Raw genomic sequence first — 20,998 nt, 5'->3', positions numbered from 1 at the left:
CGCTTTCTAGTACGGGAGGCGGTAACGGTAGCCGCGGTAGTTCATCACCGCGGCCTTGGGCAGCAGCCGCTCCAGGACCAGGCCGGGCGCCACCTCCTCGCCTTCGCGCCGCAGCACCTTGTCGATCAGGAGGAGGCGGTCGGCCGGATTGGCGGAATAGATGTAGCCGCCGACGGCGATCTGCGGCACTTCGCGCTGGATGGCTTCGGGCAGCTGGCCAAGCGGCGGCGCGCTGTCCTCGACCGGCGCCGGCGCAACCGCCGCAACTGGCGCGGGGTCAGGCCGCGCCGGGGCCTCGGCGCGCTCGGGCCTGGGTTGCGGCTTTGGTTCGGATGGCTTCGCAGCGGCCACCGGCGGTTTTGGCGCGGGCGGCGCCTCGGCAACCGGTGGCGCAGGCGGGGCTGCGACGACGGGCTGCTGCGGCGCCGGCGCGGTGGCGACAACCATCGGCTGCGGCTGCGGCGGCGGCGGCGCGCTTTGGCGCAGCACCGCAAACGCCGCCACGCCGGCGATCAGCGCACCTGCACCGAGGCCGACCAGCAGTGGCTTGCGGCTGGCGGCCGCACGCACAGGCGCGGCGTGAACTGGCGCTGCATGGATGGTCGGCGCAGAACCGAGCTCGCGTTCCGCCTGCGCTTTTTTGAGTGCCTCAAGGATGTATGACATGGGCTTAGTTTTCCTTGCGGTCGGCAAGCAGGCGCGGTTCTGCCACGCCGCCCAACTGGTTCAGGCGCATGTAGGTGCGCGGGCCTGCCATGCCATCGGGCTTCAGGCCCTGCGCGGCCTGGAAGGCGCGCAGGCGCTCCTGCATGCGGACATCGAAAAGCTGTGCCTGGGCCGGCGCGGCGGCACGTTCAAGCTGCGCAAGCTTCGCCGCGATCCAGTCGACATCGGCGCCCTGCCCGCCCGCAGGCACATAGTCGCGGAACGCGCGCGGCGCGCGCCAGAACGTGGTGAAGCTGCCGTCAAAACGCGCGGCCAGCGAGGCGATGCTGACCGCATGCTTCGCGCCGCCGACCGACAGCGTGGCCTTGTCGTCGTCCAGCGCCACCAGCACGGCATGGCGCGTCGCCGCGCCGTCGCGCAAGGTCAGTACCGCCGGGCGGTCAAGCTGGCGCAGTTCGTACAGGCCGCCCTTGCCCTGGTGGCAGCGCAGTTCCTGGCGCTGGGCGGCCTCGCAAGGTTCACCGGCGGCCAGCGTTTGCCCCCACAAGGCGGCAAGCTCGCGCATTGCCGGTTCCGCGGACTCGTGCCCGACTGGCACGGCAACCGGCACCGGGGCAGCGGCTTTCGTCGCGGCGCTTGCGGCGGCGGGCTTTGCTTGCTGCTTCACCGGCATCAGCTGCAATGCGGCAGCGCTGATCGCGGCGCCTGCCAGCACGCCGCCAGCCAGCATGGCCCAGCGCTTCGGCGCCGGCATCTCGTCGTCGTTGAACACTTCGGAAGCCGCCTTGCGCAGGATCGCGCGCGTCACCTGGTGGGTGTTCTCGACATACGCGCCAAGCAGCGCGCGGTCGCACAACAGGTTGATCCGGCGCGGTACGCCCTTGGACAAGCGATGGATCAGCGGGGTGAGCGCAGGCGGGAAAGCCGGCGCGCCTGACGCCCCGGCAACGGCCATGCGGTGGCTGACATAGCTGCCGGTCTCGTCTTCCGACAAGGAGCCCAGGTGGTAGCGCGCGATGATGCGCTGGGCCAGCTGCTCCAGGCTGGGGTCGGCCAGCATGGTGCGCAGCTCCGGCTGGCCGATCAGGATCACCTGCAGCAGCTTGCGCTCGCTGGTTTCCAGGTTCGTCAGCAGGCGCAGTTGTTCGAGCACGCCGGCCGACAGGTTCTGGGCCTCGTCGATGACCAGCACGTTGTTCTTGCCTTGCGCGTGGCAGTCCAGCAGGTAGCGGTTGATCGCATCCACATACCCTTTGACGCTGGCGCTGGCGGGCAGCGCGATGTGGAATTCCTCGCACACCGATTGCAGCAGCTCCTCCACCGACAGCCGCGGGTTGAAAATATAGCCAAGCTCGCAATGCTCGGGCACCTGCTCGAGGAAGCAGCGGCACACGGTGGTCTTGCCAGCCCCAATCTCGCCGGTCAGCAGCACGAAGCCGCCGCCGCTGCCGACGCCGAACAGCAGGTGCGCCAGCGCTTCGCGGTGGCGGTCGCTCATGAACAGGTAGCGCGGATCGGGCGCGATGGAGAACGGGGGCTGGGTCAGGTTGAAAAAGTGTGTGTACATATTTACCTGGCCGGGACCTGGCGCGACGGATGCAAAGGCTTGTAGCGCGCGCAGTAGATTTTCGACTTGTCCTTGAAGTAGACGATTTTACTACCCGGCACCGAGTGCCTCACCGGAAAGGCCGAGCTGTCGGCCGGAAGGTGGCGCACGCCCGAGGCGCTGCGGATCGATTGTTCCAGCTTGTCGGGGGAGGTTTCGGCCACCGCGCCGACGAACACGAGGTCGCTGGTGTCGTCGCTGACGATGATGTCCGTCACCTGGGCGCCCCACAGGCTGCCGTCGGCTTTGAACCAATAGGCGCCGCCTTCATGCTTGTACGAGGGGCCAAAGGCCGTGGTCAGGTAGGAGTGGAAGTAGGCGTTATCGAGATGGCTGCGGCACAGTAGCGCGCTGCCGATCACCGGCCCGAAGGTCGATGGCGCGGCCAGCGCCACGGCCGGCACGCAGCCCGCCAGCGCCAGGGCCAGCGCGGCTATAGTTTGGACAGCCATTGGCGGTTTGCCGCGATCTTGGCCTTGGCCGAAGCCGGCAAGGCTTCATAGCACCCCGGGTGCTGTTTCAGCGCGTTCTCACGTACTTCTTTTTGCAAGCCGTTTACGAGGAATACGTAGACAGTCGCACCGTCCGGGTTCTTCTGCGTACCCAAATAACGAATCATTGTTGCTCTCCACTTGCACGCACGGCATGCACCCCAAACCGCGCCAATGCCACATTATGACACCGGGGCCGCCCCGGCGGCTACCGCTCAGGCCAACAAGCGGCGCCGGGGGCCGCCACCGCCTCGGCCTCGGCCAGCCACGGATCGCCCTTCGGATTCGGGAAGCGGGCCGCCATAAAGTCGATAAAGGTACGCATCTTCCAGGACATCAGGCGGCGGCTCGGGTAGACCATCATCACCGAGGTCTGGCCCAGGTGGTGCCCTTTCAACAGCTGCACCAGGCGCCCGCTGGTCAGGTCGTCCTCGATGGTGAAGGACGACCGGATCGCCACGCCCATGCCGGCCAGCGCCGCCTCGCGCAGCACCGCGCCGTTATTCGAGATCATGCGGCTGTGGATTGGCACGTTCACATGCTGGTCGCCCCACTGGATCGGCCAGTGGTGGCGCAGCTGTTCAAAGGCGAAGTTCAGGCAGTCGTGGCCGGACAGGTCGGACGGCGCAAGCGGTTCGCCGCGGCGCGCCACGTAGTCGGGCGAGGCGCACAGGATCAGGTTCGACGTGGCCAGCTGGCGCGCCACCAGGCTGCTGTCGAACTTCTGCACGCCCAGGAAGATGCCGATGTCGAAGCCTTCCTGCACCAGGTCGACACCATGGTCGGATAAGGTCACGTCGAGCACCACGTCCGGCATGTCGCGCGCATACAGGGGCAGCAGGCGCCCCAGCTGCGACTGGCCGAAACCCGGCTGGCAGTAGATGCGCAGCACGCCGCTGGCCTTGCGCGACTGCGATGACACTTCGGCATCCGCGTCGTCGATATCGGACAGGATCTGGCGCACCCGCGCAAGGTAGACCTGCCCGGACTCGGTCAGCGACAGCTTGCGCGTGGTGCGGTTGAGCAGCCGGGTCCCCAGGTGGGTCTCGAGGTCGGCCAGGTTGCGCGTGACAACCGTGGCCGACAGGTCGAGCGCCTCGGCCGCCTTGGCGAAACTGCCCATCTCGACCACCTTGGCGAATACCCGCATCGATTGCAACCTGTCCATATGATCCTTTGATTATTGCGCCCACCGCAACGGTGCATTGCGATTATTCGCCTTTTTTGCTTACAGCGCAACGTGTAGACTGGCTTCATTGGACGAGCAATCAGGCCGTCAACGCCGCGAAGACGCGACGCAATTAATCAACAGGGAGAAATACCATGAAAGCAAGCAAATTCATCGCCACAGCTGTTGTGTTCGTCGCAGCAGGTTCCGCATTCGCCGCCGACGCGCCGCTGGCTAACGCCGCCGTGACCGCCGCAGCCGCTACCGCCGCGGCCAACAGCGCCAACGCCGACAAACTGAACCTGCCGACGGTCACCATCACCAAGGCATCGGCAACCGACCGCGCCACGGTCAAGGCCGAAGCCGAAGCATTCGTCAAGAACCACAAGACCATGCTGGCAGTGCAGCTGGAACAGTACAAAAACTAAGCAAGTGCAAGGCGGCTAGAGCGGCGGCTTATCCGCCGCTTTTGCATTTGGGGCCACGTTTTTGCGCTTTCGTCGGTTTCCGGTCGCGCCATGCGGATGCGTGCCTTATTGTCATGCTTCGATTCGATCACCCATAAAAGAAGACATGAAAACGATGCTCAAGCAAACCAGCCTCGCCGCCGCCATCGCTGCCGGCGTCCTTGCCTCCCCTTCGCTGCTGGCGGCGCCGCAGGATTCCGAGCTGGTCACAACCCACCGCGAGATCGGCGCCTTCCGGTCGATCGAATTGTCCGGCCCTTATCGCGTGGCCATCAAGGCGCAAGGCCGCAATGCCTTGTCGATGACCGGCACCCGCAAGGACCTGGCGGGAGTGGAAGCCTTCGTCAGCGGCGATACGCTGGTGGTGCGCCCGGTGAAGCGGCGCGGCTTCAGCTTCAGCCTCAACAAGGTGCACGAGCGGGTCACCATCAACATCAGCACCCCGATGCTGGCAAAGCTGGCGACGTCCGGCAGCGGCGACGTCGACGTTGAGCAGGTCAGCGGCGAGCGCTTCGCCATTTCCCTCAATGGCCCCGGCGACGTGCGCGCCAGCGGCGCGGTACGCGAACTGCAGGTCAACAGCTCCGGCAGCGGCGAGCTTGACCTGCACCTGATGCGCGCCACCCGCGCCAGCCTGGCCATGTCCGGCCCGGGCGACGTCACCATTGCCGACATCAGCGGCACGCTGTCGGCGCATATCAGCGGATCGGGCGACCTCGAAGGCCAGCGCCTGCGCCTGGCGTCGGTGGCCATCGACCTGCACGGCCCCGGCGGCGCGCGGCTCGAAGGCAGCAGCCGCGAGCTGCGCGCCGAGATACACGGCTCGGGCGACCTCGAAGCCTGCTCGCTGGCGGTGGAAGCGGCCAGCGCACAGATGCACGGCCCGGGCAACGGCTGCATCGCGGGCAACCTGAAAAAATTCGACGGCCAGGTCCACGGTTCCGGCGACCTGTCGGTCAGCGGCCTGGCGGCGCGCGACGTACGCCTGATGCTGGCGGGACCAGGCAACGTCGACCTGGCCGGCAGCACCGCCACGCTGCACGCCGACCTGTCCGGATCGGGCGACCTCGATGCATCGCGCCTGGCGGTCACCAACGCCACCTTGCGCAACCGGGGACCGGGCGCGGCCGAACTGTCCAACGTGGCCGGCACCCTCGACGCCGAACTGCATGGCTCCGGCGGACTGCAGGCCACCCTGTCCGGCAAGCGGCTGGTCCTGAAAATGAAAGGCCCGGCCGACGCGGATATCAGCGGCACGGTCGACGGCCTCAATGCGCAGCTGTCGGGATCGGGCAGCCTGAACGCCCGCGCGCTGGTGGCAGGCCACGCCGACGTGGTCGTCAGCGGCCCTGGCAATGCGGTCGTCAACGTGCGCGCGAAACCCGACACCCGCACGGCGATGCTCGACAAGCCGCGCATGGTGACCATCGACCGCAAGGGCGCGCGCGAACAGCATAACTTCGCTACCTGCCGCTCCATACCACCTTCCCTGCACGACCATTCCACTTGCGCGCCAAGTCCTTTTAAATCAAGGGCTTGGCGCGCGCCACAACGCACCATTCCAATACCAGTTCCAACCACTACAATACCAGTTAAATACCTGTTGACACACGAGTTTGGCATCCCTATAGTGCCCTGACCTTCATGGCAGCACAGGACCCCATTCCATATGATCGACTATCTCATCGGCGTTGACGGCGGCGGCACCGGAACGCGGGTGCGCATCGCGCGCGCCGGCGGGCAGGAAATCGCCCAGGCCCAGGGCGGCCCGTCAGGCCTCGCACATGGCATCGACAAGGCATGGAAGGCGATCGGCGACGCCGTCGCCGCGGCCTTCGCCTGCGCCGGCGTCGCGCCCCCTCCCCTGTCGTCCATCGCCATTGGCCTTGGCCTGGCCGGCGTGCATAACAAGGAATGGGCCGCGCAGTTCGTCGCCGCCAACCCCGGTTATGGCGCGCTGCGGCTCGAGACCGATGGCTTCACCACGCTGATGGGCGCGCACCAGGGCCAGCCTGGGGTGATTGTCGCCATTGGCACGGGCAGCGTGGCGCAGGTGCTGCTGGCGGACGGCGAACAGCGCGAGGCCGGCGGCTGGGGCTTCCCTGCCGGCGACGAAGCAAGCGGCGGCTGGATGGGCCTGCGCGCCATCAACCACATCGAACAGGTACTCGACGGCCGCAAGCCGCATTCGCCGTTTGCGCAGCAGGTGATCGACGCCTGCGGCGGCAACCGCGACGCCATCCAGGTCTGGCTTGGCAAGGCCACGCAGACTACCTACGCATCGCTGGCGCCCATCGTCGTCGCCCATGCCGATGGCGACGCCACCGCGCGCCAGATCCTGGCCGACGCCGGACTCGAAGTGGCGGGCCTCGCGCGCGCCCTCGATCCGTCCGGAGAACTACCATTCGCCTTGTGCGGCGGGCTCGGGCAAGTGCTGCGCGCCTGGCTGCCTGCCGAACTCCGCGCGCGCGCCATCGCCCCGCACGGCGACGCCGCCAGCGGCGCGTTGCGCATGATCGAACAGCACATCGAGAAAGGCGTGCAATGAGCACTGCAATCAAAGGCAACATCCTCACGCCAGGCGGCTGGATCAGCGGCGAGGTTCGCTTCGGCAAGCGCATCGACGCGATCGCCGGCGGCGCGGCCGACCCGGCCATCAACGGCGACGACTACATCATTCCCGGTTTCGTCGACCTGCACGTGCATGGCGCGGGCGGCAAGGACATCATGCAAGGCGGCGACGCGCCGCAAGTGATCGCGAAGATGCATGCGAAGCACGGCACCACCAGCCTGCTGGCCACCACAATGACGGCGCCGCCCGAAGACATCGTGGCAGCCCTCAAGGCAGTGGGCGCCGCATGCGCAAACCCGGTGCCGGGCAGCGCGCGCATCCTCGGCGTGCACCTCGAAGGCCCGTACATCAACTCGGGCAAGCTCGGGGCGCAACCCAACTACGCACGCTCGGCCACGCTCGATGAAGTCAACCAGCTGGGCGAGCATGCGCCGATGCGCCTGATTACAGTCGCGCCGGAACTCGAAGGCCACCTGCAGCTGGTCAAGGAACTGGCCGACGCCGGCATCCGCGTCCAGATCGGCCACACGATGGGCTCCTACGACGACGGCGTGGCGGCGCTCAAGCACGGCGCGGCCGGCTTCACCCACCTGTTCAACGCGATGAACGGCCTGCACCACCGCGAGCCTGGCATGGTGGGCGCCGCGCTGGCGCACGCCCAGTACGCCGAGCTGATTCCCGACCTGCTGCACGTGCACCCGGGCGCCATCAAGGTAGCGCTGCGCGCGATCCCGAACCTGTACTGCGTGACCGACTCCACCGCCGCCACCGGCATGCCGGACGGCGAGTACATGCTGGGCCGCCAGGTGGTCCACAAGTGCATGGGCGGGGTGCGCCTGCCCGACGGCACGCTGGCCGGCAGCACGCTGACGATGGACCAGGCGCTGCGCAACCTGGTCTCGCTCGGCCTCGACCTGGCCGACGCCTCGCGCCGCGTATCGACCTACGCCGCCGACTACCTCGGCGAAACGCAGATCGGGCGCATTGCGCCTGGCTGCCATGCCGACCTCGTGGTCCTCGACCGCAACCTGAACATCAAATCTGTGTATATCGAAGGAGAAGCCTGTGACCTCAATGATGCTTAAAGAGGCCGTATCCGCGGCAGAATGCGTCGCCCTGCAACTGTCGCAAGACGCCGACCGCTACGCCGCCCTCGGGCAGACGCTCCGGACCACGCAGTTCAATACCGCGCTGACCATCGCGCGCGGCAGCTCGGACCATGCGGCGAACTACTGCGCCTACCTGATCATGGCGCGCATGGGGCGCGTGGTGGCGTCGCTGCCGATGTCGCTGCTGACCCTTTACAAGTCGCCGCTGGTCACCCGCAACACGCTGACTATCGCCATCTCGCAGTCCGGCCAAAGCCCTGACGTGGTCGAGCCGACCGGCTACTTCCGCAACGGCGGCGCCACCACGGTCGCGCTGGTCAACGACATCACCTCCCCGCTGGCGCAAACGGCGGAATGGGCGATGCCGCTGCACGCAGGTAAGGAACAAAGCGTTGCCGCCACCAAGAGCTTCATCACCAGCCTGGTCGCGGGCGCGCGCCTGGTCGCGGAATGGCAGAACGACCCGGACCTGAAAGCAGGCCTGGCCGCGCTGCCGGACGCACTTGCGGCCGCTGCCCAAGCCGACTGGTCGCCGGCCATCGACGTGCTGGCCCCGGCCCGCAACATCATGGTCGTCGGGCGTGGCATCAGCTTCCCGATCGCGCTGGAATCGGCGCTCAAGTTCAAGGAAACCTCGGCCCTGCAGGCCGAAGCATTCTCGGGCGCCGAGATCAAGCACGGCCCGATGGCGCTGATCGAAGAAGGCTACCCGCTGATGATCTTCGCCACGCGCGGCCCGACCCAGGCCGGCCTGGTGCAGCTGGCCACCGAGATGCGCGGCCGCGGCGCGCGCGTGCTGCTGGCGGCACCAAGCGACATCGCCGAACGCGACCTGACCCTGCCGACCGCGGCGACGCCGGACCTCGACCCGATCGTCGCGGTGCAGGCGTTCTACGTGATGGCCGCCAAGCTGGCGGAAGCGCGCGGCATGGACCCGGACCGTCCGCGCCACTTGAGCAAAGTCACCAAGACCAACTAAGCAAGGCTACGGAGCTGCCAATTGAACCACTACCGCAAACTCGCCGGCCAGCTGATCATGATCCGCTTCCCCGGCACCGTGCTGGACGAAGCGACCGCCGCCTTCATGCGCGCCAACAGCGTGCGCGGCGCATGCCTGTTCCGTCAAAACATGACCGACGCCGCGCAGCTCAAGCGCCTGACCTCCAGCCTGGCTGACGCAATGGGCCCGGGCGCGCTGATCGCGCTGGACCAGGAAGGCGGCGCCGTCGTGCGCTCGACCTGGGTGCCTGCGCCGCCATCGGCGATGGCGCTCGGCGCCGCCGACGACACCGATCTTGCCTACCGCACCGGCGCCGCCGTGGCGCGCGCCGTCAAGGCGCTGGGCTTCAACTGGAACTTCGCGCCAGTGCTCGACCTGAACAACAACCCGCACAACCCGGTGATCGCCGAGCGCTCGTTCGGCGCCGACCCGCAGCGCGCCACCGAACTGGCAATGGCCTGGATGGCCGGCAGCGAATCGGAAGGCGTGGCCTGCTGCGTCAAGCACTTCCCCGGCCACGGCGACACCCACGTCGACTCGCACCGCGCCCTGCCGACGGTCGACAAGCCGCTGGCCGAACTGGAGCAATTCGAATTCGCGCCCTTCCGCATGGCCTCGGCGGTGGCGCCGGCGATGATGACCGCGCACATCGTGTACCCGGCGCTCGACCCTGAGCACCCGGCCACGATGTCGCGCCGGATCCTGGGCGAGCTGCTGCGCGAGCAGTGGCAATACAAGGGCGTCATCATCACCGACGGCATGGACATGCACGCCATCGCGGGACGCTACGGCGTCGGCCACGCGGCAGTGCTGGCGCTGGTCGCGGGCGCCGACATGGTCATGGCGCTCGGCACGCCGGTGACGCAAGAAGAAACCATCGACGCGATTGCGCGCGCCATCGAATCGGGCGAACTGCCGATGGCCGACGTCGAGCGCAAGCTTGAGCGCCTGGCCTCGCTGACGGCGACCTACGCGTGCGCACAGTGCGACTACGGCGCCGATGAAGACGACCGCGCCGTGATGGCGGAAGGCTGGAAGCGCGCCCTGACCGCGCGCGGCAATCCGCAACGCCCGCCTGCCGGCGGCAAGGTGCGGCTGGTGATGCGGCAGGACGCGGTCAGCGACGGCGTATCGGAAGCCGGCGTGACTGCCGGCGTACTGGCGGCCGTGCTGGCGCGCCGCTTCGATGTCGACACGGTGACCTATGCGGACGCGGAATCGTTCGACTGGAGCGCGCTGCCCGACGACGGACGCTTCGTCATCCTCGCGTCCACCTCGCGCGTGCGATACGGCCCGAACGCGCGCGCGCGCTTCAGGCCCGACCTGCACCTGGCGCTGTGGAACCCGTACCAGGCGCTCGACTTCGACGCTCCCGCGCTGATCACCTACGGCTTCGCCGGGCCAGCGCTCGACGCGGTCGACGCCTGGCTCGGTGGCGAGCTGGAAGCGACCGGCCACGTGCCCGTCCCCGGCTTCGACGACGCCTGACCGTTTCCCACCGGCCTTATGGATTCCCGCCCGCGCGGGAACGACAGTTGTTCAAGTTGGGGGGGCATCGGCCGGAAACGTTTGCTCACACGATTCCGGCGTCGGTTTGTCTACTTTATGCCACAATGTGCGCTTTCTGCGATCGGCACCGTTGAATTCGCCATGTCCACGGATTGCCCAGCTCGCGCGTTGTAGTGCTGGTTCCACCTCTTTGTCATTATTGAAGGATCTTTCATGTCCCAATTCCGTCTTGCTCGTATCAGCTTGCTCCTCGCCGCAATCGGCCTGAACGCTGCGCCTGCCCTGCTTACCAGCGCGCATGCCCAGGCTAAACCGGCTGCCCCGGCCGCAGAAGCACCCAAGGACACGGTCCGCCCTGAGATGTTCAAGCTGATCGATCCGGCCGTGTTCAAAGAGATGATGGCTGCGAAGAAATTTGCTGAACTGCAAGACCGTATCACCCAGGCCGAAGCCTTCCCCAACCGCACCCCGTACGAAGACTACGTCCTGAACCGCATGAAGCTGGCGCTGGGCTCGTCGTCGGGCAACGACGCGATGGCGATGGCCGCACTCGAGACCGTCATCAATTCGGGCCGCCTGCCGGCCAACGAACAGTCGAGTTTCACCCAGGCGCTGGGCAATTACCATTACAACGCAAAGAATTATCCAAAGGCAATCGAGTGGATGAAGCGTTACCAGAAGGAAAGCACGACGCCGGAAGCGGTGCGTCCAGCCCTGGTGCGCGCTTACTACCTGAGCGGCGACTTTGCCAACGCCAAGACCGAACTGCTGCCGGTGATCGCCGAGGCGGAAAAGGCTGGCAAGGTGCCTGAACTGGAAGACCTGCGCCTGCTGGGCAGCTCGGCCGCCAAGCTGAAGGACGACGCGACCTACATCATGGCGATGGAAAAGCTGGTGACCTACCATCCTAGCGATGATTTCTGGACCGACCTGCTGAGCCGCATGCAGCGCAAGCCAACCTGGAATGACCGCTTCCGCCTCGACGTGCTGCGCCTGCAGGACATGGCGATCAAGACCCTCGATCCGCTCGAGTACGTTGAAATGGCCGAGCTGGCACTGCTGGCAGGTTTCCCGACCGAAGCCAAGAAGGCCATGGACGAAGGTTACGCTGCTGGCGTGATGGGCAAAGGCAATAACGCCGCCTCCCACAAGGCGCTGCGCGACAAGGCCAACAAGCAAGCTGCCGACGACGCGAAGAACATTGCATCGGGTGAAGCGAGCGCGATGAAGTCGAAGGACGGCACCGGCCTGGTCAACCTGGGCTACGCCTACGTGACCATGGACCAGTTCGACAAGGGCATCAAGCTGATGGAGCAAGGTATCGCTAAAGGCGGCCTGAAGCGCGCGGACGAGTCCAAGCTGCGCCTGGCGATCGCCTACGCGAAAGCTGGCCGCAAGGCCGACGCGATCAAGGCGTTCGAAGGCCTGAAAGGCAACGATGGCCTGACCGACCTGTCGAAGTACTGGATCACCTACGTGAACGGTCCGGTTGGCACGCCTGCAGCGGCGCCTGCAGCGGCCCCTGCAGCGGCCCCGGCGCCGGCCCCTGCCACCGTCAAGTAAATCCTTGCGCCTCGGCGCTTCCAGGAAAGCCCGGTTTTGCACCGGGCTTTTTTTTCGCCTGTTGTACGCTCGTGTTCGCCATCGAACACAGGCTTGCCGCACTCGCCCTGCATAATTGGCCATCAACCACGGGAGCGATGATGGTCACAATACGCAAGGGGCAGGCGCCAGCCAAGCTGGGGCGCGACGAGTTCCGCCTGGTGTTCCACCGGTCCTTCAAGGATCCAGCCTTCCAGGCAGTCGGCAGCGAACTCGCGGCCATCGAGGACATCGCGTGGGATAACTATCAGAAAGGCCGCAAGGCGCCGGTGACCGCCAAAGCCGGCCCTGGCTTCGACGATCCCGGCTACGACCTGTCGGTGGAATGGCGCGCCACCCGCGACCGGCTGATCGAGGCCGACAAACGCCAGAAAGATCCGTCGACCCGCTCGCGCGTGCTGCTGATCAACGGTTCGGCCCGCAACGACGGCACCTGCCCCGGCGAGATCTCGAAGACCTTCCGGATGACCAGGCTGGCGCAGGAAGTGCTGGACGCCGCCGGCCTCGACACCGACCTGCTCGACCTCAGCCTGCTGACCTCCGACTACGACCGCCACATCCACCCGTGCAAGGGCTGCGTGTCAACCGCGATGCCGCTGTGCCACTGGCCATGCAGCTGCTATCCCAACCATGCCGAGCGCCAGACCAATGACTGGATGGCTGAGATCTACGAGAAGTGGGTGTCTGCCCACGCGATTATCATCCTCACGCCGGTGTACTGGTACAGCATGCCGTCGGTGCTCAAGCTGATGATCGACCGCCTGGTCTGCGCCGATGGCGGCAACCCCGACCCGACTTCAACCCAGGGCAAAAAGGCCGAGCTGGCCAAGGAGATCGAGCTGGGGGGATGGGATTATCCGAAGCACCTTGCCGGGCGGGTATATGGCGTGGTGGTGCATGGCGATGTCGCCGGCATCGAAGGCACGCGGCGCGGCCTGTCCGACTGGCTGGACTGGATGGGACTGGTCGATGCGGGAAGCATGGCGCGGCTTGACCGGTATGTCGGCTATTTCGAATCGTATGCCGAGAGCCATGAAGCGCTCGACCAGGACAGCAACGTGCAGGAAGAAGTGCGCAATGTTGCGCGCGCGGTGGCGCATGCAGTGGGTGAACTGCGCGCCGGCAGGCTGTCGCAGCCGGACCTGAAGCTGAAGGCGCCGCGGCCGAAATAGCGGCTTTCCCGTCATGCGGCGGCAGGGCGCTTGTCCGTCATTCCCGCGCAGGCGGGAACCCATGGCACGTCTGTTCAGAGGCCGTATGGATTCCCGCCTTCGCGGGAACGACGGTGATGGTCAGATCGCGCTCAGGCCGCCGTCGACGGCCAGCTGGTGGCCGGTAATGAAGGCGGCGTGCTCGGAGCACAGCCACATGGCCGCTTCGGCGATGTCGCCGGCCTGGCCCAGGCGGCCGATCGGGTTGGCGTTCTTGAGTTTTTCTTCGCGCCCCGGTTCGCGCTTGAGGGCGCGCGCCAGCATCGGCGTGTCGATCAGCCCCGGGCATACGCTGTTGATGCGGATGCCGTCACGGCCGTATTCCACCGCCGCGGTCTTGGTCATGCCGACCACGGCGTGCTTGCTGGCGGCATAAATCGCCTGCGTCGGCGCGCCGACCAGCCCGGCAACGGATGCCGTGTTGACGATCACGCCGCCGCCCTCCTGCTTGAGCATCTGGCGGATTTCGTACTTCATGCACAGCCAGGTGCCCTTGACGTTGACACCCATGATGCGGTCGTACAGCGCTTCGTCCGCTTCGGCCAGCGGCAGGTACTCTTCCTCGATGCCGGCATTGTTGAAGGCGCAGTCGAGTTTGCCGTAGTACGACACCGTCTTGTCGATCAGCGCTTCCACTTCGGCGTCGCGGGTGACATTGCAGGGTACGAACAGCGCCTTGCCGCCCGCTTCGACGATCATCGCCGCCGTCGCATGGCCGCCATCGACCGAGGTGTCGGCCACGACCACGCACGCGCCTGCGCGTCCGAATGCAAGCGCAGCGGCCCGGCCGATGCCGCCAGCGGCGCCTGTCACCAGCACCACCTTGCCCGCGAACGAAATCCCTTCAACCCTGCTGCTGCCTGCCATGTGACTCTCCGTTGCAATAAACATGGGCGACATACGATGCCCTACGGCAACATCATAGCATAGGCTGCCCCGGCTTGCTCCGCCCCCGGTCCTGATCCCCTACTGTTTGGCGCGCTTTTCGTGGGCTTGCTGGTGCGAGCTGATGCGCGAGAGCTCGCCCATCTCCTCGGCCAGGAACTCCAGCAGGTCGTCGACACTGACGATGCCGGTCAGGCCGCCCGCGCTGTTGACGACGGGGACACGGCGGATGCCCCGGAAGCGCATGCGCTCGATGGTTTCGTACACGTCGTCGTCTTCGCTGGTGGTCAACAGGTCGTCGCTCATGATGTCGCCCACCAGCAGGCTGGCCGGGTCGAGCCCGAGCGCAATGACCGACACCACAATGTCGCGGTCGGTAACGATGCCCACCGGCGTGCGTTCGCCGTTGGGCTGCTCGATGACGACGACGTCGCCGACATGGTGCTTGCGCATCAGCGCCGCGGCGCCCTGCACGGTTTCGTCGCGCTTGCAGTAGATGGTTTCAACGGTACAAATTTCCCCGACGCGCATTCTGTGCTCCCCCGCGGCGAACCGCATGCAATATGGCCAGGCGCGGCCACATGGCCGTGCACCGGACTACGCTAACGCGGGCTCATTCAGGGTGTTTGATTTCGGTCAAACCGGCGGGCTTGCGCAATCATGCGCCTTCGTCAGGTTCCGGCAGGATGCAGGCGTCGACGATTTGCAGGTCGTTGTCCTTGGCAAAATTGACAACGAAGTGATAAGCCAGCGCATCGAGGTTCTTGAGCGCGTTGTTGACGACGACGGCCTTCACACCGTTGAGCACGGTTGGCCTGACGTACGGGGAATACTTGAGGTGGGCATGGCGGCCGCCCTTGCCGCCTTCCGGCTGGAAGCAGGACATGACGCCGCACAGCCGCTCAGCCCAGTCGCTGGGTCGGAACTGCCTGCCATCGCTGGTCAGGCCAAGAATAAAGAACTCGTCAGCGAGTTCTTTCCTGGTTTGCGGTAACTCGGCCATAGGGCGGCTGGAACATGAATGCTGCGTGGATGATCCCCGGCGCGCGTTGGCCGGGTTTGGAACCGAACGGCAGTATTATATCTTATAGAAGAGTTGACGCCGCGATTTCACTTGTTGCGGGGCCATAACGCCCCCTCGGATCCGGTTAACCCAGCCAGGCTGCGCTGGACGCAAGCAGAAGCAACATCATCCATAATAACAGGGCCCGCCAGACCAGTCCCACCGTGCTTTGAAGCGCGCGCAGGTTCGGCTCTTCGCCGGGCAGGATGTCGTCTTCGCTGTCGCTGCTGTCGACCAGCGCGGCGTCGAGCGGCAGCAGCTTGGCTGCATTCTCGTTCGGGCTGCCCAGGCGCACACCCATGGCGCCGCCGCCTGCGGACAGGATGATGCCCAGCGCTTCGTCGGTCCAGCGGTGGGCAAAGTTGCGCCACGCATAAATCGCGTCTTCAAAGTTGCCCACCACGGCGAAGGCGACCGCGGTCAGGCGCACCGGCGCCCAGTCGATCCAGTAGAACGCCCTGGCCGCAAACTGGCCGAACGCTTCGTTGCGCATGTGTTCGGGCTCGTTCCAGGCGCGCGCCAGGTATTCCGACACCCGGTACATCACCGCGCCGGCCGGGCCGAGCGGCATCAGGAACCAGAAAAACACGCCAAACACGTTGCGGTGGGTGGTGATCAAGGACTTTTCGACCGCGATACGGATGATTTCCGGCGCCTCCATGCCAACGGTGTCGATCCGCGCCCATTCCGCCAGCAAGGTGCGCGCGGTGGCTTCGTCGCCCGAATTGAGGGCCAGCTGGATCGAGGTGAAGTAATGGCTATAGTGGCGGAAACCGAGGGTCAGGTAGACGATCAGCACGTTCCAGGCGAACGCCGCAAAGATCAGCTCGTAGTGCATCAGGGTCCAGTAGATGGCGGCCGTCGGCACCATCAGCGCGGCCATCATCAGGATCCAGCCGAGGCGGCCATGGGAGGCATCGCCTGCATTGAACCAGCGTTCGATGCGCATCGCGAAGCTTTTGATCTCCGCATAAATCATATTATCTGCGCGCAAAGGCTTCAATTGCTCGATCAGGAGCGCGCAAAGAATGGAGAGAAATGTCATCAAACGTCCTTTTTGATATGAAGCAATACAACAATGCCCGCTACGATAGCGCAGAGCAGTGCCGGAATCAAACTTATTGCCGAATTAAGCGCGCAGGAGGTGGAACAGGTTGCGCAGCATGCCGGCCGTCGCGCCCCAGATGAAGTGGGGTCCGTAGGGGATCGCATAGAAGTGGCGCCGCCCTGCCCCTTCGGGCAACTCGACCGAGAGGCGCTGGTGGTTCATGCCGTCCATCAGGAAGGCGAGCGGCACCTCGAACACGTCGGCCACCTCGTTGGGATCGGGCACCAGCTCGAATGGCGGGTGCACCAGCCCGACCACGGGGGTCACCTGGTAGCCGCTGCTGGTGATGTAGTCGGGCAGCAGGCCGATGACGTCGATGTGGCTGCGCGCCAGGCCAATCTCTTCCTCGGTTTCGCGCAGCGCGGTATCGATGGCCGATACATCCTCCGGCTCGGCGCGGCCGCCCGGAAAGCTGATCTGGCCGGCATGGGCGCTCAGGTGGTCGGTACGCCGGGTCAACAGCAGGTGCAGGCCGTCGGGACGCTGCACCAGCGGCACCAGCACCGACGCGGCGGTCATGCGCTGGGCCGCCAGCGATTCGTCGGCTGTTTCCGGCTGCCAATCGGGCGGCGCGGCGAAGCGCTGGCGCAACCAGTCTTCCAGCATGCGTTCCTGGCCGAGCGCGGCCTCGCCGGCGACTGCGTCGACCGGCAGCGACTTGGGATCGAAGGAAAATTTAGACAAAGGCATTTCGGGACTATAGATGAAAAAAAGGCATCCTGTGAGGGATGCCTTTTCTCTAGTGCAGCGGCTGATATTACTTAGCAGCAGCCGAGCTAGCGCGACGGTTTGGCAGTTTCTCTTTGATACGTGCCGATTTACCCGAACGCTCACGCAGGTAGTACAGCTTGGCGCGGCGAACATCACCACGACGCTTGACTTCGATCGAAGCGATCAGCGGGGAATACAGCTGGAACGTACGCTCGACGCCTTCGCCGGACGAGATCTTACGAACGATGAAGTTCGAGTTCAGGCCACGGTTACGACGGGAGATCACGACGCCTTCGTATGCCTGGGCGCGCTTGCGGGTGCCTTCGACGACGTTGACGTTGACGATGACGGTATCGCCTGGTGCGAAGTCAGGAATAGTCTTGCCGATACGGGCAATTTCTTCTTGCTCAAGTTGTTGAATCAAGTTCATTTTTATAACTCCAATAACCATCGTGCTGGCGCCTGCGCCCAGTAGAGGATGGGGTTTAAAACATGGGCGACATGCCCAGTTTTGGTGCTGCTACTACACGGGTTTTTCTAAACCCGCCAAAAACTTCTCGTCGGCCTTGGTCAGCAGGCCGGCGTCGCGCGCCTTGCCTAACAAATCGGGCCGTTTGTTCATGGTCGCTTCCAGCATGCGCTGGCGGCGCCATTTTACAATCTCTGCGTGGTTGCCGCCCATCAGCACCGGCGGCACCTCGACACCTTCGTACGATTCCGGCCGCGTGTAATGGGGCGAATCGAGCAGTCCGTTGACGAAGCTGTCTTCGATGGCCGAGGCATCGTCGCCCAGCACACCGGGCAATTGCCGCACTACCGCGTCCATCAGCACCATCGCCGGCAGTTCGCCGCCCGACAGCACGAAATCGCCGAGGCTGATTTCTTCGTCCACGCAACGGTCCAGCAGGCGCTGGTCGACCCCTTCGTAGCGGCCGCACAGCAGTACCAGTCCCGGTTCGTCCTTCAGCTGCATGACCTTTTCATGGGTCAGCTGCTTGCCTTGCGGCGACAGGAACAGCACCCGCGGGGCTGGCAATCCAAGATCGCGCTGGCGTTGTTTTGCCGCCGTAATCGCCGCTTCCAGGGGCTTGGCCAGCATCACCATGCCGGGGCCGCCGCCATACGGGCGGTCATCCACGGTGCGGTGGCGGTCGGAAGTGAAATCGCGCGGATTCCAGATCGTCAGGCCCCAGCGCTGCTGCTCGTGTCCGCGCCGGGTCACACCCGACTGCGTCAACGCGGCAAACATCTCGGGAAACAAGCTCACGACGTCAAACTGCATCGGGCTCTCGCTTCGACCGGGCCTTAATAATCCAGGCCCCAGTCAACAGTAATTTTTTTGGCTTGCTGGTCGACTGTCTTGACGAAGTGGTCCACAAACGGGATCAGGCGCTCGGGCGCCTTTTCATCGCCGGTTTGAACCGGCGCCACGCGCAGTATCGACTGCGCGCCGTTGTGCATCAGGTCGGTCACCGTGCCGAGGTTTTCACCCTGCAGGTTAACGACATCAAGACCGATCAGGTCAGTCCAGTAGAATTCATCGGCCGGCAGTTCGGGGAACTCGGCGCGCGAGACTGAGACAGCTGCGCCCTTGAGCGCCTCCGCAGCATCCCGCCCGATGGTTCCGACCAACTGGGCCACGACGTCGCCGCCGTGCATTTTCGCGGTCCGTACATCGACGGAACGCAGGCTGGGCTTATCCAGCCACCAGGTTTTGATGTTCAGCAGCGCATCCGCATCGGCGGAGAACGGGGTGACCCGAATCGAACCGGTGACGCCAAAGGCGCCGGAAACGTATCCGACCTGGGTCAGGTCGTCGGGGACTTGCACCCCGGGTGCTGCCGAACTGCTCAAAACAGGGACTACTTAAGCTGCAGGCTGGCTAGCGACCAGGCGAGCCACGGTTGGCGACAGTTGTGCGCCAACGCCTTGCCAGTAAGCCAGGCGGTCTGCGGTAATGCGCAGGCCAACTTCCTGACCCGATGCCATCGGGTTGTAGAAACCGATACGCTCGATGAAGCGGCCATCGCGGCGATTACGCGAGTCCGTAGCAACGATGTTGAAGAACGGGCGCTTCTTGGCGCCTCCACGAGCTAAACGAATAACGACCATAATAATTCCAAAAAGTTGTGCTGGGCGGAAAAAGCCGACAATTATAGCGCGCAATGCCGCACAGCAGCAAGCGTTAATGACAACAGGCGCGCAGTTCGGGCCAATTGAGCATTATCCCTGATTTTGGGCGTCACCGCCACCTGTACTGGCAGGCGTGGGCAATATGACCGATACTTCTACCTTTCCAGTTTTCAAGATTGCCAAGTCCATGTCCACGCCGCACAAGAACAAGACCTTCGCCACCTTCCTCGCCCTCGTCCTCGGCGGCCTCGGCGTGCACCGCTTCTACCTGCGCGGTCCGCTCGACAAGCTCGGCCTGATGCACCTGTGCAGCGTACCGATCGCAGGCATGGTGGTCGGGCTGGCGCCGGAAGCGGACGGCTTTTTCAAGCTGCTGCCGATCACCATCTCGTACATCGTCGCTTTCATTGAAGCGCTGGTGTTGGGCGTGACTGCGGACGAAAAGTTCGACGCGCAATTTAACGCCGGCTCCGGCCAGGCCTCGGCGTCGCGCTGGATCCTTGCCGTGCTGCTGGTGACGACCATGATCGTCGGCTCGGTCACCCTGATCGGCACCATCGCGCGCGTGTTCGACCTGTTGTACACCGGCGGCGCCTACGGATAACACTTGCCACATCGATATACGATCCATATACTGATCGACTACGAAACGTATATGGAGTAATCAATGGGCATTGTTAACATCGACGATGATCTGCACGATCAGCTGCGCAGGGCCACCAAGGTATCGTGCCGCTCGATCAATGCGCAGGCCGCCTTCTGGATCCGGATCGGCATGCTGTGCGAAACCAATCCTACGCTCAGCTTCAATGAGATCATGCAGCGCGAGCTTGGTTCCGCGGGCGTCACGCCCCCGCCCTTGATGGCGATGAGCGAAGCATGACGAAGCAACCCCACGAGCTCGCGTTGATGGCCGAATCCGGCCGGCTGCTGGCGTCTGTTTTCGGGCTGCTCGACCTTACCCCGCTGGCCGGGATGTCGACACTCCAGGTCGACGCAATGGTCGAACAGTTCATCGTCGGCGACCTTCAATCACGGCCAGCGAGCAAGGGCCAGTATGGCTACGAATTCGCGTTGAATTCCTCGGTCAATGACGTGGTCTGCCATGGCGTGCCATCGCAAGCGACGGTGCTGAAGGACGGCGACATCGTCAACTTTGACATCACGCTGGAAAAGAACGGCTATATCGCGGATTCCAGCAAAACCTATCTCATCGGCGAGGTCGGCCCCGCTGCCAGAAGGCTGGTGCAGACCACCTACGAAGCCATGTGGAAGGGCATCCGCGAAGTGCGCCCGGGCGCACGGCTGGGCGACGTCGGCGCGGCGATCGAACGCCATGCCAAGCGCAATGGCTTCTCCGTCGTACGCGAGTACTGTGGGCACGGCATTGGCCGCGAGATGCATGAAGAACCCCAGGTGCTGCACTTCGGCACGCCGGGAACCGGCCTCGTGCTTCGTGAGGGCATGGTTTTCACGATCGAGCCGATGCTCAATCGCGGCGGACGCAGCGTGCGGACCGAGGATGACGGCTGGACAGTCGTCACCAGGGACGGTTCGCTGTCGGCCCAGTTCGAGCACACCGTGGCCGTCACTGCGTCCGGCGTGTCGGTGCTGACCTTGCGCCCTGACGAACACGGCATGCTCGCCAGGCCGACAATCCTGCCGCGCAGCGCGCCGCGCTTTGCTGGCGCCTAGCG

General features: G+C 64.9%; 25 protein-coding genes. 11 read left to right on the top strand and 14 right to left on the bottom strand.

Annotated elements, in window-relative coordinates:
• Positions 1-6: 6 nt before the first annotated feature.
• From LMJ30_RS03865 to LMJ30_RS03845, 5 genes are all read right to left on the bottom strand, one after another.
• A complete protein-coding gene (locus tag LMJ30_RS03865; RefSeq protein ID WP_229431018.1) occupies positions 7-666 on the bottom strand; it encodes a general secretion pathway protein GspB in 660 nt (219 codons plus the stop codon).
• Positions 667-670: 4 nt separating this feature from the next.
• Positions 671-2,233: an AAA family ATPase gene (locus tag LMJ30_RS03860; protein WP_229431017.1), complete on the bottom strand. Its 1,563-nt coding sequence runs from the start codon at positions 2,231-2,233 to the stop codon at positions 671-673.
• A 2-nt stretch (positions 2,234-2,235) separates the two neighbouring features.
• Positions 2,236-2,724, bottom strand: a complete 489-nt coding sequence (locus LMJ30_RS03855) for a hypothetical protein (RefSeq protein ID WP_229431016.1) — start codon at positions 2,722-2,724, stop codon at positions 2,236-2,238.
• Entirely contained in the window at positions 2,706-2,891 is a 186-nt protein-coding gene (locus LMJ30_RS03850) for a hypothetical protein (RefSeq protein ID WP_229431015.1), read from the bottom strand. Before LMJ30_RS03850 ends, LMJ30_RS03855 begins: the two co-directional genes overlap by 19 nt.
• A gap of 80 nt (positions 2,892-2,971) precedes the next feature.
• Entirely contained in the window at positions 2,972-3,931 is a 960-nt protein-coding gene (locus LMJ30_RS03845) for a LysR family transcriptional regulator (protein ID WP_229431014.1), read from the bottom strand.
• A gap of 155 nt (positions 3,932-4,086) precedes the next feature.
• Between LMJ30_RS03845 and LMJ30_RS03840 the strand changes: the two genes are divergently transcribed.
• From LMJ30_RS03840 to LMJ30_RS03805, 8 genes are all read left to right on the top strand, one after another.
• The gene (locus tag LMJ30_RS03840; RefSeq protein WP_229431013.1) at positions 4,087-4,359 is read left to right on the top strand and encodes a hypothetical protein; all 273 of its coding nucleotides are present in this window, start codon (positions 4,087-4,089) and stop codon (positions 4,357-4,359) included.
• A gap of 145 nt (positions 4,360-4,504) precedes the next feature.
• Positions 4,505-6,037, top strand: a complete 1,533-nt coding sequence (locus tag LMJ30_RS03835; protein WP_229431012.1) for a GIN domain-containing protein — start codon at positions 4,505-4,507, stop codon at positions 6,035-6,037.
• Positions 6,038-6,067: 30 nt separating this feature from the next.
• Positions 6,068-6,946, top strand: coding sequence for a glucosamine kinase nucleotide-binding domain-containing protein (locus tag LMJ30_RS03830; protein WP_229431011.1), 879 nt, complete (start codon positions 6,068-6,070; stop codon positions 6,944-6,946).
• Positions 6,943-8,055: an N-acetylglucosamine-6-phosphate deacetylase gene (nagA, locus tag LMJ30_RS03825; protein ID WP_229431010.1), complete on the top strand. Its 1,113-nt coding sequence runs from the start codon at positions 6,943-6,945 to the stop codon at positions 8,053-8,055. The genes LMJ30_RS03830 and nagA overlap by 4 nt, the downstream gene beginning before the upstream one ends.
• On the top strand, positions 8,045-9,058 hold the full coding sequence (locus LMJ30_RS03820) for an SIS domain-containing protein (RefSeq protein ID WP_229431058.1): 1,014 nt from the start codon (positions 8,045-8,047) through the stop codon (positions 9,056-9,058). The genes nagA and LMJ30_RS03820 overlap by 11 nt, the downstream gene beginning before the upstream one ends.
• A gap of 57 nt (positions 9,059-9,115) precedes the next feature.
• Positions 9,116-10,567, top strand: a complete 1,452-nt coding sequence (locus LMJ30_RS03815; protein WP_229431057.1) for a glycoside hydrolase family 3 protein — start codon at positions 9,116-9,118, stop codon at positions 10,565-10,567.
• A 234-nt stretch (positions 10,568-10,801) separates the two neighbouring features.
• On the top strand, positions 10,802-12,151 hold the full coding sequence (locus LMJ30_RS03810; RefSeq protein WP_229431009.1) for a tetratricopeptide repeat protein: 1,350 nt from the start codon (positions 10,802-10,804) through the stop codon (positions 12,149-12,151).
• A gap of 137 nt (positions 12,152-12,288) precedes the next feature.
• Positions 12,289-13,362 carry a flavodoxin family protein gene (locus tag LMJ30_RS03805; RefSeq protein WP_229431008.1) on the top strand — a complete coding sequence of 358 codons (1,074 nt, stop codon included), beginning with the start codon at positions 12,289-12,291 and terminating at the stop codon, positions 13,360-13,362.
• A 120-nt stretch (positions 13,363-13,482) separates the two neighbouring features.
• Here LMJ30_RS03805 and LMJ30_RS03800 read toward each other — a convergent pair whose 3' ends face one another.
• From LMJ30_RS03800 to rpsP, 9 genes are all read right to left on the bottom strand, one after another.
• Positions 13,483-14,268, bottom strand: a complete 786-nt coding sequence (locus tag LMJ30_RS03800; RefSeq protein WP_229431007.1) for an SDR family oxidoreductase — start codon at positions 14,266-14,268, stop codon at positions 13,483-13,485.
• 99 nt (positions 14,269-14,367) lie between these two features.
• Positions 14,368-14,817, bottom strand: coding sequence for a CBS domain-containing protein (locus LMJ30_RS03795; RefSeq protein WP_229431006.1), 450 nt, complete (start codon positions 14,815-14,817; stop codon positions 14,368-14,370).
• Between the two features lie 127 nt (positions 14,818-14,944).
• Positions 14,945-15,289, bottom strand: a complete 345-nt coding sequence (locus tag LMJ30_RS03790) for a DUF3579 domain-containing protein (protein WP_229431005.1) — start codon at positions 15,287-15,289, stop codon at positions 14,945-14,947.
• Between the two features lie 145 nt (positions 15,290-15,434).
• On the bottom strand, positions 15,435-16,394 hold the full coding sequence (locus LMJ30_RS03785; RefSeq protein ID WP_229431004.1) for a CobD/CbiB family protein: 960 nt from the start codon (positions 16,392-16,394) through the stop codon (positions 15,435-15,437).
• An 84-nt stretch (positions 16,395-16,478) separates the two neighbouring features.
• Positions 16,479-17,147 (bottom strand): CoA pyrophosphatase, encoded by a 669-nt coding sequence (locus LMJ30_RS03780; RefSeq protein ID WP_229431003.1) that lies wholly within the window; start codon positions 17,145-17,147, stop codon positions 16,479-16,481.
• Between the two features lie 67 nt (positions 17,148-17,214).
• Complete coding sequence (rplS, locus tag LMJ30_RS03775; RefSeq protein ID WP_131428708.1) at positions 17,215-17,598, bottom strand: 50S ribosomal protein L19; 384 nt, start codon at positions 17,596-17,598, stop codon at positions 17,215-17,217.
• Between the two features lie 93 nt (positions 17,599-17,691).
• Positions 17,692-18,450 (bottom strand): tRNA (guanosine(37)-N1)-methyltransferase TrmD, encoded by a 759-nt coding sequence (trmD, locus tag LMJ30_RS03770; RefSeq protein ID WP_229431002.1) that lies wholly within the window; start codon positions 18,448-18,450, stop codon positions 17,692-17,694.
• A gap of 23 nt (positions 18,451-18,473) precedes the next feature.
• Complete coding sequence (rimM, locus tag LMJ30_RS03765) at positions 18,474-18,998, bottom strand: ribosome maturation factor RimM (protein ID WP_229431001.1); 525 nt, start codon at positions 18,996-18,998, stop codon at positions 18,474-18,476.
• A gap of 36 nt (positions 18,999-19,034) precedes the next feature.
• On the bottom strand, positions 19,035-19,280 hold the full coding sequence (gene rpsP, locus LMJ30_RS03760) for a 30S ribosomal protein S16 (RefSeq protein WP_119810315.1): 246 nt from the start codon (positions 19,278-19,280) through the stop codon (positions 19,035-19,037).
• Positions 19,281-19,443: 163 nt separating this feature from the next.
• Between rpsP and LMJ30_RS03755 the strand changes: the two genes are divergently transcribed.
• The 3 genes from LMJ30_RS03755 (at position 19,444) to map (ending at position 20,996) form a co-directional block, all read left to right on the top strand.
• The gene (locus LMJ30_RS03755; protein ID WP_229431000.1) at positions 19,444-19,905 is read left to right on the top strand and encodes a TM2 domain-containing protein; all 462 of its coding nucleotides are present in this window, start codon (positions 19,444-19,446) and stop codon (positions 19,903-19,905) included.
• Between the two features lie 63 nt (positions 19,906-19,968).
• The gene (locus LMJ30_RS03750) at positions 19,969-20,184 is read left to right on the top strand and encodes a ParD-like family protein (protein WP_229430999.1); all 216 of its coding nucleotides are present in this window, start codon (positions 19,969-19,971) and stop codon (positions 20,182-20,184) included.
• Positions 20,181-20,996, top strand: a complete 816-nt coding sequence (gene map / locus LMJ30_RS03745) for a type I methionyl aminopeptidase (RefSeq protein ID WP_229430998.1) — start codon at positions 20,181-20,183, stop codon at positions 20,994-20,996. The genes LMJ30_RS03750 and map overlap by 4 nt, the downstream gene beginning before the upstream one ends.
• The last annotated feature ends 2 nt before the right edge of the window (positions 20,997-20,998 follow it).

Source organism: Massilia agrisoli (genome assembly GCF_020831365.1).
Taxonomy (GTDB): Bacteria; Pseudomonadota; Gammaproteobacteria; order Burkholderiales; family Burkholderiaceae_D; genus Telluria_A; species Telluria_A agrisoli.
The sequence above is the reverse complement of the archived record's forward strand: the minus strand, read 5'-3'. Positions and strand labels throughout refer to the sequence as shown.